Source organism: Adlercreutzia sp. ZJ138, from assembly GCF_011038935.1.
Lineage (GTDB): Bacteria > Actinomycetota > Coriobacteriia > Coriobacteriales > Eggerthellaceae > ZJ141.
Map to the genome: position 1 here is coordinate 54,557 of NZ_JAAKEA010000001.1, position 16,431 is coordinate 70,987.

A 16,431-nucleotide genomic window follows, 5' to 3' on the forward strand; every position below is an offset into this window, starting at 1 on the left:
TTTGCGTTATGTCGAAGCATAGTAACAAGATATCCCGTGCAGCGCACATTAAGCAGAACACAAAAGGAACTTCGAATGAGGTTTCTTTAAGCGTGCTCGATGCGATTAAAGGCGAGCTTGATGGCACAAAAGGCGATATTAACGTACGTAAACCTGGGCGTATTCCGTTATTGAGGTTATCAGGACGTCGTAAGCGAGGGGGAACACCCGAAAAAGAGAAAGGGCTAACGCTTCCTGGTGGAGGATTTGTATCAACCGAAGGTTTACCCCAAAGTAATTCGCGTATCGGCGGCATTCAACTAGAGTCGTCGGATAAAGTAACGGGCTCGAAGAAGCCAAAAGGTCATCCTTGGATTGTTGGTGGTTTTTCGTGGGCTCGCGCGTTCGGAAGGGTGAAACAACAACCGCACGTAGGTGAAAGCGCTTCGATAAAAGGGTCTCTATTTGTAGAAGAATTATCGAGCACATCGATTACATCTGAAGTTAAGGAAACGTCGTCTGCTCCTATTCCTACCGACCTCTTGCAGGTGGAAACCACTGAACCTTTGAATAAGCATCGTCGTTGGAACGAACGCTCGTCACGGGACACATTCAATACATCTCAGCCTACGGTAGGATTGGGACGCACTCCTGAAGAGGAAATAGCCTGGCGAAAAGCGCGCCGCCGTAAAGGAAAGGCCTTAGCGGTGGCAGCGGTGTGTCTGATGTCTGTCGCATTAGCGGGCGGAGCGCTTTGGTATGGTGTTCGGTATTATGGGGCTCAGCAGGACAGCTTAGCTGACCTGAATGCCGCTTTGTCGCTGATTGAAGAGGCCGACGTGTCGGTGCTCGCGTTTGACGAAATAGTGGACGATCCGGTTTCGGCGGTCAGTGTTTCAAGTACCGGTTCGTCGGGAGACAGCATTGAGGTTGTTCGCACTTCAGAAGAAGGGTCCGACGTGTCAGAGTTTTCCATTGGCGAGAAGAATATCACCATTGATGCCTCTGATCTCATGAAACGCCGGTCGGATGCAGTTTCAGCACAGCGTCTTCTTGATGATGCGAATAAAAAAGCGCGCGAAGCATCACTTAATCTTACTGACGCCGATGATAGAGAAGCGGCAAACCAGGCGGTTGTTGCTATTGACGCGAGAAAAACCATGATTGACCAGGCACTGAAGATTTCTGAACCTACACAACACGTTGCGGAATGTTCCGAAGTCGCCTCTGAAGCATGGTCGAGGGTGATCGAAGGAGACAAGCTGGCCCGCGAATCAGCGAAACTCATTGAAGATGCGACTGAGGAAAACCTGCGTGCTTCGAAAGAGATGAGCGAGCAGGCCCAAGCGCTGTTTGATCAGGCCCAAGCGCTGTTTGAGCAGGCTCGCAATTTGTATGAAGAAGTTGACTTCTCGTCATTCGAGGCGTATTTAAACAAACGCCGTGAGGCTATGGGGTATGCGATCGCATCGGATGTTGCTTTGATCGAACGAAACAAGGAAGAGGCGGCATCTCAAAACGATGCGTACGAGGCATGCGATGCAGAAGCGGTGTCACTTGCCGGGCAGCTTCCCGAAAATCCCAGCGAAGCGGTGCGGGAAACATACGATACCGAAACCGCACCTTTCCGTGAGGTATACGATACTGCGCGTATGCAGGCAGGTACGGCAGATGCTATTCTTCGTGATTATTTGGGAGCGCAGGACAAATAGCGTATACTGGTCAACGTGTATACCTAATTAGCGTGCACATTTTGTTACAAAGCGAAAACGAAAGGCACAGAACAATGCCTGACATGATCGACCGTATAGCGTATCTCTCCCAGGAGATAGGTCCACGTCCTGCGGGTACAGAAGAAGAGCAACAAGCAGCCTCTTATATAGCTGAAGCATTTAAAAAGGATGCAGGCCTTGATGCCGAAGTGGAGGATTTTACGGGTGTTCCCGCGCATGAGTTACCGGCAGTAATCTGCTGCGGCGCATCGCTTATCCTAACATTGTTGTCGATGTTCGTAGCACCTCTTAGAGTTCCTGCCCTCCTTATTACCGTCGCTGCTGCGGCTATTTTCGTTGCTGAGGCGTTCGGATACCCTGTTATCTCACGTTTTTTGGGTAGCGGAGTCAGCCAGAACGTGGTTGCCCGCTTCGAACCGCGTCATGATCCCGAACAAGGGCCGGCACGACGGAGAAAGATCGTGTTGGTTACTCGTTACGACAGTGGGAAAGTACGCTCTGAGTTATCGGGTGGGCTTGCTGGCGCACAACGAGTTTTAAATCTCGTTTCGCTTGGTGCCATGGTTGCGCTTGCTGTGCTCGCATTTGTGCGCACGGTGTTTTTAGCAAATGGCGAGGGCGCGTCTATGGTTGTATTAAATGTGCTGTCGGTTATTGCGATGCTGCTCGCGGCTATTCCTATTGTGGTGTACATTTTGCATCAGGTTGCACAATATAATGAAGCGGCGAACGGCAGTGCGTCGGGCGTTGCCATGATTATCGAACTTGCGCGTCGTATTTCGCGAGAGCAAACTTCGTACGATGCCGAAGATGCTACCATGCATGGTGAAAACGCCTTGCGTGCGAGCGGACTTATTCCCGATGGAGCGGTGCTTTCTTATGATGACGCACCTGTAAAGGAACCGCCCCTCGCGCCACAGACCGAGGCTGAGCGCCTTGCAGCGGCAAAAGCGGCTATTGCTGCGCTGTCGGGACAGCCAGTTACTGGCGCAGGTGTGTCGAATATCTCGGGTAATTTGGTGAATGTGAAAGAGCCACCAGTGACGTATGACCCCGAAGAAAGCAAGGCAGTGCGTGACGAAACACGTGACGCTCTGAGCTCCATTCCCGAAAACACGGTTGCCGAAGCACTTCAGAAGGCTGAAGCCGCGCAACCCGAGGAAGAATACTCTCAGGATGTTGCAGCTGTCACTGCTCAACCAACCGTTTCAAGTTATCCTGTGCCAGTTGACGATGGTATCCCCGATTGGTTCAAAAAAGCCCAGCGCAACGCCAAACGACCGAAAGACGAAGGACGCCCGGTGCAGCGCAGCCGTTACGCAAGCGCGCTTGATGCTGCGGTGCAGGAAAGCTCGGGCCACTTTATGCAGGCGAACGCTGTGGTTGAACATAAGCTGGAAGAGGCTCTTTCCGTGGGGAAAGAAGAGATCCGTGAGGTTGAACCACCTGAGTGGGCGATGGCTAGCGCAACAGCGGCTTCTCAGGTTCAATCTGCGGCACTGCAAGCCAATCCTTCGTCGTTCTTTCATCAAGCGGCTAGCATCGATGGAGACGTGTTTCCCGAAGTTGTCGAGCAACCTGAGACGGTTGTCTCTGATGTTAATGCGTCGCAACAAACTGTCGCCGACCAATCACCGGTCGATTCTTTGTCACATGAGATGATTCAGCAGGCTCAGCGGCAATCTGATGAGCCGATACAGGTTTCTTCGCCTGAAACGCCTGTCGTTATTTCAGGCGAAGCACAGCCTGAGCAAGTTGCGAGGGTTGGTCAGGGCGAAACCGCTGTGTCTGTTGAACAAATTGAGCACGGCATGAGCACCGAACAAGAAAAGCAACCTGAGCAAGGGTCGTCCGGCCTGTTGGATGGCGTGATCGAACAAGGACAGATCGAAGCGATTGACGAGCCACGCATTGCCATGCCGTCGTTCCTTGATCCGGTGAAAGTGCAGCAAGAAGCTCAGGCGGCACAACCGAATGCTCCGCGCACAACTGACCGCGTGAACGTGACGGTTGATCCAGCGGCCACTACAGGGCGAATTTCATCGTCGTTGCGCCCGGCGGCACAGGTTAAGGAACCTGCAAAGCCACATCGTCGATCAATTAAGCTGCCCGATATTGCGGAGAAGAAGGAATACGAGCCGGTGGCGAATGCCCATAAGCAGCGTGCGCCTTTGGCTGAAGCTGGGTCGCTGAGCTCCCGTGTGCCTGCGGTGACAAACCAGGGTACCGCTCCTGACAACCGTAGACAAGCCCTTCGTTCTTTGTTGCCGTCGTTGTCGGGTGCCATTATGCCAGTTGAGGATCAGGCAAAGGAAACTCTGCCCGAGCCAGTGAGCAAACTTGTTGGCCTGACCGGATCGTTTGCACCGATCAACGAAGAACTGTTGAACAACGTTGACCCGGACGACATCTATGTTGACGATGTTGACGATTCTGCGTACGACGAGGACTTTACTGAAACGGGAGCGTTCGCAGGTGCCGGATACGTTGATATGCCCACGTCGCGCGTATCGCGCTTTTTCGGTAAATTGAAGCCCAAGTCGAAGGAAAGGGACACGTCAGCTCAAGAATGGCTGAACGTGGATGAGGGCTTCGATGCTCGCACGGTAGGTAAGGAACGTGGTGGTTGGGAGAGCTTCCGACAGGAAGACGACGCTATTCCCGAAGTAGCTCAGTCAAACGGTGAGTACGAAGACGGTTTTGAAGACGATGAGTACGGCGAGTATGATGATGGTCTTGGTGCCACTACGGCGTTCGATCCGTTGGCGGACGATGCCGATTTCGAAGGATTCTTTGAAGAATCAGAACCGGTGAAGAAACATCGCTTCCCCTGGCAGGGTGGCGCATTCTCGGCGGATATGCTTGCCGATACCAGTACAGGTGACAGTGGGGCTCAAGTTGCTGCTACTATGGGTTTTGAGGTCGATGAAGTTCGCCAATTCCGCAATGCGGGTATAACCACTGAAGTGTGGTTTGTTGCACTAGGAGCTGAACTTGAGGGGAACTCGGGTATGAAGGCGTTCTTGAACGAGCATAGTCAAGATCTTCGGGGGGCCCTGATCGTGAATGTCGATTCCATTGGTGCGGGCGACCTCTGTCTGATCGAACGCGAAGGATCGTATCGCTTGGCAAGGGCTTCGTCTCGCATGAAGCGTTTCTTGAAGAAGGCGACGCAGGTGACGGGCGTGCGCACCAACACGGCAACCATTGCGTTTGAAGATAGCGCGGCATCGGTTGCTATCAAGAATGGGTGTCAGGCGATGCATCTTGCGGGCATGCAGAACGGCAAGCCTGCGCTGTACGCAGAGGCGCAGGACACGGTGGATGCGATTGACACGGAGCTGCTCGACGCTCGCGCCAACTTCCTTATGGAGTTCATCAAGGCCGTTTAAGCTAGTCACAGCAGGGTTATTCTGGTATTGTGAAACGAGATAGCAGTTTTGTCGAAGGTCGTTTCGGCGGGGCTTGAAGATCGTGTATGAGTACGAGAGCGGAGCGCAATTTAGGAAAGGAAAGACCATGGCGACAGAAGCTTATTGCGTGAAATGCAAGGCTAAGAAGGTTATGCAGAACCCACGCGAAGAGAAGATGAAGAACGGCAAGCCAATTCTGAAGGGAACGTGCCCCGACTGCGGCACAACCATTTGCCGCATCGGAGCAACGAAGTAGCCGTTGAATAATATAACGTTTTTAACGATCGGGGCCTTCGGGTCCCGATCGTGTTAAATGATAGGGGATTGACAAGAGGTGCCTAAGGCACTGGGTAACCAAGGCGTAAGCGACTGAAAAGGGGACAGAAGATGCGCTCCTATGCAGAATACGACTCGCTGGTTGGGCGGCTCACCATTGTAAGCGATACGGACGCTGTGTGCGGACTGTGGTTTGAAAACGGCCGACATCAAGATGCTTCGCTGCTTGAATCTGCCGAACGAAACGCAAAAGATCCTGTGCTCGCACACCTGCGCGATTGGCTCGACGCATATTTTGAGAAGAAGCGCCCCGCTGTAGACGAGCTTCCGCTTGCTCCTACTGGAAGCGAATTTCAGAAGGTGGTTTGGCAGCTGCTGCGGGATATCCCTTATGGCGAAACGGTAAGCTACGGGGAGCTTTCCGAGCAAGTTGCCGCTGTGCGCGGCGCATCATCGCCGCGTTGCGTTGGGCAAGCGGTAGGGCGCAATCCTATTGGCATTGTTGTTCCCTGTCATCGCATCGTGGGAGCCAATGGGAGCCTTACGGGGTTTGGTGGAGGAATCGGCGTCAAAGTTAAGTTGCTTGAACATGAAGGCGTCGATATGAACCGTTTCTTCATACCCACGAACGGCACCGCGCTGTAACAAACGGTACCGTTCGTGTTTTGTGGGTTATGAAGAAGATGGTTACTGTCGGGTAGGTGTAAGATCCTCTTGAGCTGGGTTTTCTTCATCTTCTTCAACCGACTTGGTTTTGCAAATGCGCTTTGCGAAGGTTGGTTCCTTTTCCTCTATTGATGTGATCTTAACCACGTCGCCTGGAGCTGAGGCTTCTATATAGCAGCCTTCGCCAAGGTACATGCCAACATGTCCGCACACGCCTTTATCGTCTGCAAAGAACACCAAATCGCCCATGTGAAGATCGGCAAAGTCGACATCTTCGCCTTGAATGCACTGGTAGTAGGTCGTGCGAGGAATAGACATTCCGAGCGCTTCCTTATACGAGTAGCTTACCAGTCCAGAGCAGTCGAAGGCACCGGGAACGTTGCCTCCCCAGACGTACTTATCGCCTAGATGGCTGGTTGCTTCGATAGCCAAGTCTACAAGGTCGCGCTCTTCAAGAAGAGGTTCGTCAGAGTTTGAACCCGCTGCCTTGTTGGTAATCGTATTGTCGAGGTCATCCTCTTCGATAGGGACCTGGTACGTTTCCACCAGCTCGTAATCAAGCGACTCGTCATAGCGGGTTAAATCGTACGTTTCAATAATGCCACACAGTTTTTCCGCATAGGATGAATCTGTAGCGTAGCGGCCTTGCAAGTACGCGCATGCTTTTTCATACGTGGGGGCGACGCTTTTGAGCGCGCCTCGGTATAGCACAGCGTTATCCTTAGTCAAAAGGTTGACGTAGTCTTTCAGGGATTCTTCGAAGGTTGAATACGTGCGGAACTGAGCGGTGATAGCGCTCATGTTTCCGTTGCCGTCGTCTTCCAAGGTTCCTAAGGAAATGGATGACCCCTTGTAACTACCCTTTATACCAAAAAGATTGCGATTGGGACTTTGAGCTAATTGCGAGTTGCCCGAGTTAGATTCTAGAATTGCCTGTGCGATCATCACCGACGCGTACAAGTCGTTTTCTTCTGCAAGTTGACGGGCAGGCTCTCCGATGATGGCAATGAATTTGGTGGTCGTGAGATTCTGCTGCATCGGCCGATGCACATACTCTTTGCTGCCCTCATATGTCCATGCTGGATACGAAGGTTCGCTGCTTGTTGAAGTGGCTGATGAGGACGGATGGCTCTTGGCTCCTTCAGTGGGCGTTTCTCCTGCCGCGTTGTCGGTGACGCCTTCTGCGGTATTGTCATCAGGTGTTGTTGCTGGAGAAGTATCTTCGCTGGTATTGTCCTCGTCATCGCTTAGATCGGGTGATTCCTCGGGAGCGACAGGATTGGTGGGATCAGCAGGGTCGGTTGGATTGGCCGGTTCCGTGGGGTTTGCAGGGTCGGTAGACGTTCCGGGATTCGGCTGCTCCGTTTCGCTTCCTGTAGGGTCAGGCGTGGTTTCTTGCGTTTGGTTATCACTCGTGTTACCGCTCGTTGCGGCGTTGTCGGTATCGGTGTTGCTGCCGGCGACGAGTGTGTTTTGCAACGCCGTGATGGAGTCGGCGAGTGCAGCATCGACGCTTCGAAGCTTAGGCAGGTTGAAGTTGAGCACTTCAGCTTTCGTGAATCCGTGGTTAAGAAGATTCTGTTCCATTGTCGCAGCGTCGCATCCTTGAAGGCCAAGAGCTGCAATCGTATACGCCCTTGTAACTTCGCTATCGACGCTTGCCGCAGCTCCTTTGGCGGCTTCGGTTGCTTGTTCGGATTCAGTTGCGTACGCATTGGCTGCAAGGTAGACGGGGGCGGGTACACAAAGCAGCGCACTCAACGTTATAGCGGTCCCGTATTTCACAAATCGTCCCTTGTTGGAACGCGATGGCAGCGAAAGATCGGTGCTTTTCGAGTTGGGCATAAGTCCCTCCTTGCATGACAAAACAATGCCAAATGACATCTAATTTATCTATGAGCGTGTTTCGGTTCGCAATAATAAGACATTTCTAGCAGTTTGACAGCAATTGTACAGAAATGTCGCAGAGCCTTCTTATGTCTCGCAATGCCCAGCAATGCTCATCGGCTAAGGAAACTGTAGCGCGGTGAGATGAGACGATGCAGAGTGAAGGATTGCATGTTGTTTGGGACGCATAGTAGTTTGTGTTGGCGGTTTGTTTTGATAGGTTTGTGTCATCGGGGGTCGAAATATGAAACACTCATCAAGCGGCCATCACGTGATATCATCCTCAAAGCGGTATCTCACGAATTGAAGGGGGCCTTATGGCCGACTACGAAAAGCTCGAGGATATCATCGGCAAAGATTTGCTCTCTTGGGTTAGCTATCCGCCATCCGAGATGACAAAAGTATGCTTTGTTTATCCGCAGTACGTTTTATCAGGGGACGAACTACTGTCGCTCGATCCGGGCCTTTTTCCGACTCGCGGATGCATATGTGCGAGCATCAATGGAAAATACGATGCCGGAAAGATTCGTAGCATGTATGGCGAGGTTGTTATCGCGAGAATAAACGAACGCGATATCGTGAACAAAGAAGAGGATCGCGAAGATCGGTATTTTGCGAAGCTCAATCCTGACTACATTGGCGGCGAAATAGAGCTTACCGCCTTCGAAGACCATAAGCTTGGTCGAAACCTCATTCAGATAGTTGAAGCTGTCGACGAAGCCGACTTTACTCGCCCATTCAGGAAAACTCTCGAAACTGAAACCACAGAATCGCCCATCACTGATCTTGTTGCTGTCGAGCAAATTGAAGGGACAAGGCTTCTCCACTACGGCCCCTTCGCATATAGCTTTTCAGGGGAGGGGAGTATTGCGCTGACGGCGACGGATGATTACCAGCAGAACATCTTCGCAGCCGAAACGGAGCGAGGTGACGTTGTTACGCTTCGTTGCTCGACTGCCTTGTACGGCGAAACAAAATCGTTCATCAAGATCAGCGCGTTCAACGCACTATCGAAGCGGGCAAGCGCGGCTATCGACTGGATGAGCGATGCTGATTTGCTTGAGGGTCTGCGAAATATTATGCGTAAACAGGCGGAACTCACGTTGAGTCCGGCCGAAATCAGCGCGACCATCAAAGCGATCGGCGAGAGCAGTTCGGCAGACGCTGGTTTTTCTCTGACAGAGGGTAGGAAGGAGCGTCTGAAAGCGCTTTTGACGAAGCCTGACAAAGCACTTGAATACACAGAGGTTCTAACCTCGGCACTTTCTGCGCCTGAAATGTCTGATTACCTGATGGAGCTGGCTACCTCAGAAGAGTACTGGCCTTCAGTGAAAGAGCTCCTGGTAGATAGGGAAGAAATCGCCGAACAAATCGAACAAGAGATGGCAGGCTATCGCGCCGAAGCGGAGGAACATAAGCGCCAGGCCGAAACTGCTAAGAAAGAAGCTCAGGCTGCGCTTGCCGATGCTCAGCGTATTCGTGAAGAGGCATTGGGAGGTGCGCAGGAGGAGCTCAACGAGATAGAGCAAAAGATTTCGGAAGAGCGTGGGGAGTTGGAAACGATCGCTGTATCAAAACAGCGTTTACAGGAAGATGCCGCGCTGCTTGAAGAAACGGCTGCTTCTGTGCTTGCAAAGTATGACAGGGATGCGCGTTCTCTGTTGGAAAACGTGCTCGAAGGGCGTTTGGTATCAGGCGGGTTCACGTCAGCTGGAGGCATGTGCGGCAAGGCAAGAACGTCGGCGAGAACAAGCCCTGCTGTTTCCAGAATACGTGAGGATGAGGAAGCCCTTGCACCTGAGCAAATTGTTCAGAACATTGTTTCCTCTCTTGATACAGGTGCGTGCCGTGAAGTTGCGAGCGAGGATGTGGCAAACCTCATGGTGTGCATCATGAGCGGCAATATCACGGTTCTTTCTGGATTGCCTGGTACGGGAAAGACCTCGCTTGCTGAAGCTGTCGCCGGGGCGATGGGACTTCGGCAGGATGGCTCGCGTCGCTTCACGCGCATCAATGTCGAACAGGGTTGGACGAGTCACCGCGATTACATTGGCTACTACAATCCCCTGACCGGTGCGTTTCAGGCGACCGATCAAGCGGTGATGGATGACGTTGTGCTTCTTGATGGTGAATGTCGCACCACAGATGAGCAATCCTTGCCTCCGTATCTGATTCTGCTCGATGAGGCGAACCTTTCAACGATGGAAAACTACTGGTCGCCGTTCATCGCGAATTCGGATGACGCACTAGTTAAGCCGACCGCTCTCAACATGCAAGGCGGGGAAAGTCTGCTTGTGCCCACTTCCGTAAAATGGATTGCGACAGTTAACTTCGATCATACGACTGAAGCACTTTCTCCGCGCTTTCTCAATCGCGCGTGGGTTATCGATACCGGTGCAACCGAGCCTGTTGCTCCGAGTTTCGGCGAGGCTATGAGACAGGGGTCTGGCTTTGGAGCGGAAAAGGCATACAGCTACGGGTGTCTAATGGCCGCCTTTGGCCCGACGGGCAACAGAATCGAGCCGTCCCAGCGAGAGCTGCTCGAACGTATTTTCTCCATTTGTGCCGAGCATCGGGCTCCTGTTTCGTGGAGGTGCCAGCAGGCTATCGCACGCTACGTTTCAACGGCTACACCCTTGATGAGGGCTCTGAAGACGAAAGGAGAGGCAAGGGTTGTCGATTATGCTGTAGCGCAACGTGTTCTGCCTTCGATAAACGGAATGGGTGAGGTCACTCGCAAGTTGCTTGAGGATCTGAAAAAGGCGTCCGAGAAAACCTTACCGAAGACATGCAGATTGGTTACCCACATGCTTGACCAGGGCAATGACGATGGATTCTACCAATTCTTCTGCTAAAGGAGCGTCGCTCGCGCTTTCGCGGTTCGTAGTTCGCTTGAAGGGTAGTTCAGGCCAGGTTGACATGCCCTTGTTCCACGGATACGGGGAAGACGGAAGGCTTCACCTTCAAAAAGGTACCGTTGTGCAAGATGGGCAATACGAAATAGTGCTTCTTTTTCCGAAGGGATGCCAGGTTGCGGCACGTCGTTTCCGCATTGAGGTGAACGACGAAGCGTTTGATTTCCATCGGGAGGGTGGTGCCCTGTTGCAGACCATCGTGGGAAACGAGGTCTACGAGGGGTTTCAGCTTAAATCGGAAGATCACGACACGAGGTTGCGCCTTTTCGCTTTGGCATACGGATATGTTTGCCTGCGAGTGTCTTTTCTGGATGAGTGGGGAATCGAAACCGATGTTTTTCGAAGCAAAGACATCACGTGCGAATGCAGTCAGGAAATAAACGCCAGGGATATTGAGCAGATGCTAACAGTTTTGCTCGGCGACCCTTCAAGCGACGTTGTGTTGCGATGGCTTCTTTCGGATGGAAGCTGCGGAGCACATGGTCGCTATTCCGTTGTTGAGGGCGGTTTCAAGCGTGGTGTTGGAAGGTCGATTGATACGTATCTCGTGGCGATAGAGAATGCCCTTGATGCGATCGAGAGAGCAGTTCCTTCATTGCACGTTCACGCTGCAAGCAAGATTGTTCCGACGGAGAAGATTATCTCGGCAAAAGACGCGCGCCGTTTCGGCGCTCGAGAGGCACGTTGGTTGGCGCGAAACCCGCAAGCGCTACGGCCAGCTGTTTTAGGGGAGCGGGCTCTTGTCTGCGGCAGCAGGAAATATGCGCCGAGGAATCTTTCGGCTGCACAGGCAAAGCGCAGCTTCGATGTGTACGAGAATCAGGTTGTGTTCGCATTTCTTTCGCTGGCAATATGTCAGTTGACCGATTTTGCTGGCAGAGTTAGCCGCGATAGCAAGCTTTTTTCTCCGCTTGGCGTAGTGACAGAAGACAAGGATACAAGCCGCTCTTTCTCTGGGATCGCGTTGCGTATCTTGAGAGACAACAGACTCGTTCGGGTGGAGCGGGCGAAGAGACTGCGTGGTAGGGCTTTGCGTATAAAACGAACTCTTTCTTCCATCCTTCCTAATGTGACCAGCATAAATATAGTGCAGGCTCCCTTGCAACGGACTCAAACGTTTAGGGAGATTCATGCGTATTCGGGTATTTTTTCTGCCGTTGATCGGTTTCTTTCCTTCGGTGAGTTCCCTTATTTCTCAGATGGGCTTGCTATTGAGGTGGTGCGTGCGGACAGGCTCTACGAGATATACGTGTTGTATCGCTTGCTGAACGCTTTGGAGAAATGCGGCTTTGTGCCAAAGGAGGGCGAGCGGGCCATTTACGCAGGAACATATGATCCGACGCCCAAGTACCCGGCGAACCCGTCTCCTGTGGCGAATGTGTTCGTGCTTGAGCGGGGTGACGTGGTGGTTCGCATTTGGTACGAGCCGGCAATTTACCCCGATGCTCGTGAGTTCAATAGCTGCTCGCTTCACAAGACGCGAGATGGGGCAAACCCCGTAACGCCCGATTTTGTGGTAAAGATTGATGATGGCGTTAGGAACAGCACCTTTATCCTTGATGCCAAGTACAGCAAGGCCGAATCGTTGACTCGCGTTTATGCGGGGGAGAATAAATCCCGCTGGGAGACGTGCGTCGGAAAATACCTTAAGGAAGTTGTCGATGGAGAGACGGGGCGGTTGCCGCGCGGCCTTTGGCTTCTTTCCGGTTTGAGGGGCGAACAGGATTGCTACATCGACCTAGACACGTTGCCATGGCTTACGCAAGAGAGAAGAGCTTATGCGAGCGGTATTATGCCGGTGCGTCCTGGCGTTGATGTTTTGAGTTTGTTTGCACATATGGGTATTGACGCTTCGAAAGAGCGTTCGACGAAATAAGAGCGTCCTATGAAAAGCGCTTATAACAACAACGAACGCCGTCGGTCGTGACGGCGTTCGCACGTGCGCTCTGGAGCGGGCGACGGGACTCGAACCCGCGAATACAAGCTTGGGAAGCTAGCGGCTTCGCGTTCGAACCCTGTCACCAGTTCCATAAAGCCCCTGGTAAAACGCTCTGTTGTGCGATTATAAAGCATATGCCCTTTCCTCTGGTGGATTTGCTGGTGGATTTCTGTGCTGCTAAGCTGTTTTTTCGAATCTTACCACGTCTGCGGTGGATTTCACGGGCATCGAGGTGAGCGCGCCCATGATGTTGGCGGCATCGCGGTCGTTGGCTGGAATCGCATGCGCGTAGAGGTCGAGCGTGTAGGACGCCTTGGCGTGACCCAAGCTGGCTTGCACAGTCTTGAGATCAACGCGCTGCCCCAGAAGCTGGGTGGCCTGCGTGTGCCTGAGCTCGTGCATGCAAAGCCCCGGGAAGCCTATCTGGTCACGGAAGCCCACACGGCGGTACGTGCCGTCGGAACCGCCTTTTGTGTAGCCGCGCTGCTCGTAGCCTTCCCACCAGCGGAGGATGCCCTGCGGACTCAGCCAGTCGCCCTTGTCGCCCACGCACACGGGAGTTTCCTCGGTCTGCGTAACCGCCGTGCCATCCGGCATGACGAGGTGGAGGGCCTTTCCCTGGAACCGCTTCCAGCGAGAAAGATGGGCCAGGGTGTCTGCATCGACGAACAGCGTGCGAACGCTCGTCTTGGTCTTGGGCTTGTCAATGACGAGTTTGCCGGCCTCCTTTGAGCCTCGTCTCTTCTCGTAGACGAGCTTCTGGCGTACGGTTACCTGCCCGGTATTGAAATTGATGGCCGACCATGTGAGCCCCAGGACCTCCGAGCGGCGCATTCCCGTAGCGAGCTCAAGACGTAGCGCCACAAGACACGAGAGACCGGACAGGCCTCGGACAATCTTGCGCCCAAACTTGGTGCCGTACTTGAAGGCCCTATCCTCCTTCTCCTCGAATTCGGCGAGCGCCTCGTCTTCCGCGGCATCGATGCGAGCACGCAGCACGGCGCACTCCTCGGCAGTGAGCGAGCGGCGATTGACGACTTCGTCTATCTGCGGCGCGTCTATCTTGTCGCAGGGGTTGCGCACAAGCCAGTCGTTGCGCACCGCGTAGGCGAACACGCGCTTGGTGATAGCGTATATTTTGTGCATGGTGGTACCGCCGATGCCGCGTTCCTCGCGCACCTCGGCGAGCGCCGCTTCGACCTGCTGGCTGGTGATGACCGTGAGGGGCTTGTCGCCAATCTTCCCACGCATGTGCCCGAGGTTGGTGATGTAGCCGTTCATAGCGCCTTCGGTTACCTTGCCCGAGTTACGCGTCGACTCCTCCCAGGAGTCGCATACGTCAGCGAAGGTCTTCTCCCTTGATGCCGTCACGTCCACAGTGAGGTACGCAATGATGGACGACGCCCTGCGAGGCGCGTGATGGGGCGGCACCTTCCCAACCTTCGCCTTCACATGGCTTATCTTCGCCATATGCGAAGCAAACGGCGGATGCGGGACGAAGTTCGCGCGGGAGCTCTTCGCTATACGGGGCTGACGAAGACGGAACGGCCGCAACGGCTTCACATGGAGACGCGGGAGTTTCTTCACCATCTGGAAAAGGGGTTATGGCCTCTCCGTCGCCTTCTCCTTCCCCTTCTTCATCCTCAAAAATCGAAGCCAGGAATGCGGTGGCTTTCAAGGCTTTCCCCACGTATAGGATCGTGACGGTTTGCTTCGACGAGGACGGTAGGAAGATCGAGCCTGATGGCGTGTGCGCGGAGTACGACACCGGATGCCCTTTCCCCACTTTCGCCATCGTCAAGCCCGCCGTGGAGAACACGAGGGTGGACATGTCGCCTTACGGGCAGAGCATATTCGCAGACGCCATCGACGCGATACAGGCGGTGGACGTTGCCTTCGACGCCATGATCACGGAGGTGGACATCAGCAAGATGCGGGTGTTCCTTGATGCGCAACATCGCCAGGCACGAGCATGTTCTGGAACAGTCCATCACCAGCATCGCGCGGGCCCTTCTCCACATTGCACGCGGCTTCGGCGTCAACCTTCCCCTTGAAGGAGATCTGAAAGTGATGTTCGACGACTCGATCATCACAGACACGTTCCAGGAGAAGAAGCAGGATCTGGCCGAGGTGGGCGTGACGATGAGCGTAGCCGAGTTCCGGCAGAAGTGGTACGGCGAGGCGCTTGACGTGGCCGAGGAACGGGCGAGCAAACTAGGCGCATAGCTTCAACTTCAACATCCAAAAGGCGTAGAGTTGAGTGCCGTCAATTCGCCAGACTCTGTCTGGCATATTTCGCAAGAAGCATTCAATCGGTCCTGGATTAGCCATCGCCGACACGCCAGCGGATGTGGGATGGCTGCGGCAGGGCATAACGCTATGAGCTATCATTAGCGGATACGGACTTCTAGCGCCAGCGGTGCGAGTTTTGGCGGGAGGAAGAATGACGAACGAAACACCAGATAATAGCTACCTCCAAGATTTTCCAGTCAGTGATTGGAAAATCTCAGGTGACGACATAGCGCTTGCGACCATAGAACGCGAGAGCATAGAGCCGGAGACGTTCGAAGACCTCGTGGCGGGCATCAAGAAGGTCGACCAGGCGGCTAAAAGGCACGTGGCGAACGAGACGAACCGCACGCAGCTTCTCTCCTACTGGCTCAACGGTCGCATGATCGTCGTTTACGAGCTGAAGGGCAAGGACCGCGCGGAATACGGCGACCAGACAATCAAGCAGCTATCGAAGCGGCTGACGAGGGAGCTCGGACGCGGCTACTCCATGACCAACCTGTACAACATGAGGCAGTTCTACAACGAGCACCAGATTTTCCAGTCAGTGACTGGAAAATTGACCTGGACCCACTATTGCGAGCTCATGGGCGTTGGCGATTCGCAAAGGCGCAGCTTCTACGAACATGAGGCGGCCAACTCAGGTTGGAGCGTGCGCGAGATGCGCCGCCAGATGGACAGCATGCTGTTCGAGCGCCTGCTGAAGGCGAAGGATGAGGCGAGAAGAGAACACGTCATGGCGCTGGCAAACGAGGGCGTCGTCCCGCGCGACCCAGCGGATATAATCCGCGAGCCCTACGTCCTCGAATTCCTCGACCTTCCCGAAGACGAGCCTCCTATGGAAAGCGACCTGGAAGCCGCTCTCGTGGCGCAAATTGAGAAGTTCATGCGCGAGCTCGGGCGTGGCTTCTGGTTCGTCGGCACTCAGCAACGCGTGACTTTGGGCAACGTGCACCATTACGTCGACATGGTCTTCTACAACAAGCTGCTTCGGAGCTACGTCCTGATCGAGCTCAAGACATCGAAGCTCATGGCTTCCGCCGTCGGCCAGATAAACGCCTACTTGAACTACTACGCCGAGGAAGTCAACGACGAGTTCGACAACCCGCCCATCGGCATCATCTTGTGCACGGACAAGAGGAACATAGATGCGCATTACGCTCTGGGTGGCTTGGAGAACAGGATCTTCGCCTCGACGTACGTAACCGTCATGCCCGACGAGGAGGAACTTGCCGAGCAGGTGCGCATGGCCATCGAGGCCAACGAGCGCAAGGCGCTCATGAGCGGTGAAGAGGATGCGTAGCCTCAACCTGGATGCGGAATACTTCGCGTTC

Annotated in this window: 10 protein-coding genes; 8 read left to right on the forward strand and 2 right to left on the reverse strand. The window is 53.8% G+C overall.

Features of this window, described 5'->3' with window-relative positions:
• The first annotated feature begins 8 nt into the window (after positions 1-8).
• From G7Y43_RS00285 to G7Y43_RS00300, 4 genes are all read left to right on the forward strand, one after another.
• A complete protein-coding gene (locus G7Y43_RS00285) occupies positions 9-1,691 on the forward strand; it encodes a hypothetical protein (RefSeq protein ID WP_165042881.1) in 1,683 nt (560 codons plus the stop codon).
• Positions 1,692-1,765: 74 nt separating this feature from the next.
• The gene (locus G7Y43_RS00290; protein ID WP_165042883.1) at positions 1,766-5,104 is read left to right on the forward strand and encodes a M28 family peptidase; all 3,339 of its coding nucleotides are present in this window, start codon (positions 1,766-1,768) and stop codon (positions 5,102-5,104) included.
• A gap of 127 nt (positions 5,105-5,231) precedes the next feature.
• On the forward strand, positions 5,232-5,381 hold the full coding sequence (locus tag G7Y43_RS00295; protein WP_165042885.1) for a DUF5679 domain-containing protein: 150 nt from the start codon (positions 5,232-5,234) through the stop codon (positions 5,379-5,381).
• Positions 5,382-5,512: 131 nt separating this feature from the next.
• Positions 5,513-6,046 carry a methylated-DNA--[protein]-cysteine S-methyltransferase gene (locus G7Y43_RS00300; protein ID WP_165042887.1) on the forward strand — a complete coding sequence of 178 codons (534 nt, stop codon included), beginning with the start codon at positions 5,513-5,515 and terminating at the stop codon, positions 6,044-6,046.
• A 42-nt stretch (positions 6,047-6,088) separates the two neighbouring features.
• Here the strand turns inward: G7Y43_RS00300 and G7Y43_RS00305 are convergent, their stop codons facing one another.
• A complete protein-coding gene (locus G7Y43_RS00305) occupies positions 6,089-7,912 on the reverse strand; it encodes a glucosaminidase domain-containing protein (RefSeq protein ID WP_165042888.1) in 1,824 nt (607 codons plus the stop codon).
• Between the two features lie 359 nt (positions 7,913-8,271).
• Here G7Y43_RS00305 and G7Y43_RS00310 point away from each other — a divergent pair, with 359 nt between their 5' ends.
• Entirely contained in the window at positions 8,272-10,809 is a 2,538-nt protein-coding gene (locus G7Y43_RS00310) for an AAA family ATPase (protein WP_165042890.1), read from the forward strand.
• Between the two features lie 124 nt (positions 10,810-10,933).
• Positions 10,934-12,745 (forward strand): hypothetical protein, encoded by a 1,812-nt coding sequence (locus G7Y43_RS00315; protein WP_165042892.1) that lies wholly within the window; start codon positions 10,934-10,936, stop codon positions 12,743-12,745.
• Between the two features lie 240 nt (positions 12,746-12,985).
• On the opposite strand, the gene G7Y43_RS00320 is transcribed toward G7Y43_RS00315, so the two are convergent.
• A complete protein-coding gene (locus tag G7Y43_RS00320) occupies positions 12,986-14,278 on the reverse strand; it encodes a tyrosine-type recombinase/integrase (RefSeq protein WP_165042894.1) in 1,293 nt (430 codons plus the stop codon).
• Between the two features lie 477 nt (positions 14,279-14,755).
• Between G7Y43_RS00320 and G7Y43_RS00325 the strand changes: the two genes are divergently transcribed.
• A complete protein-coding gene (locus G7Y43_RS00325) occupies positions 14,756-15,034 on the forward strand; it encodes a hypothetical protein (RefSeq protein ID WP_165042895.1) in 279 nt (92 codons plus the stop codon).
• Positions 15,035-15,251: 217 nt separating this feature from the next.
• Positions 15,252-16,400, forward strand: coding sequence for a YhcG family protein (locus G7Y43_RS00330; protein WP_165042897.1), 1,149 nt, complete (start codon positions 15,252-15,254; stop codon positions 16,398-16,400).
• Positions 16,401-16,431: the final 31 nt, after the last annotated feature.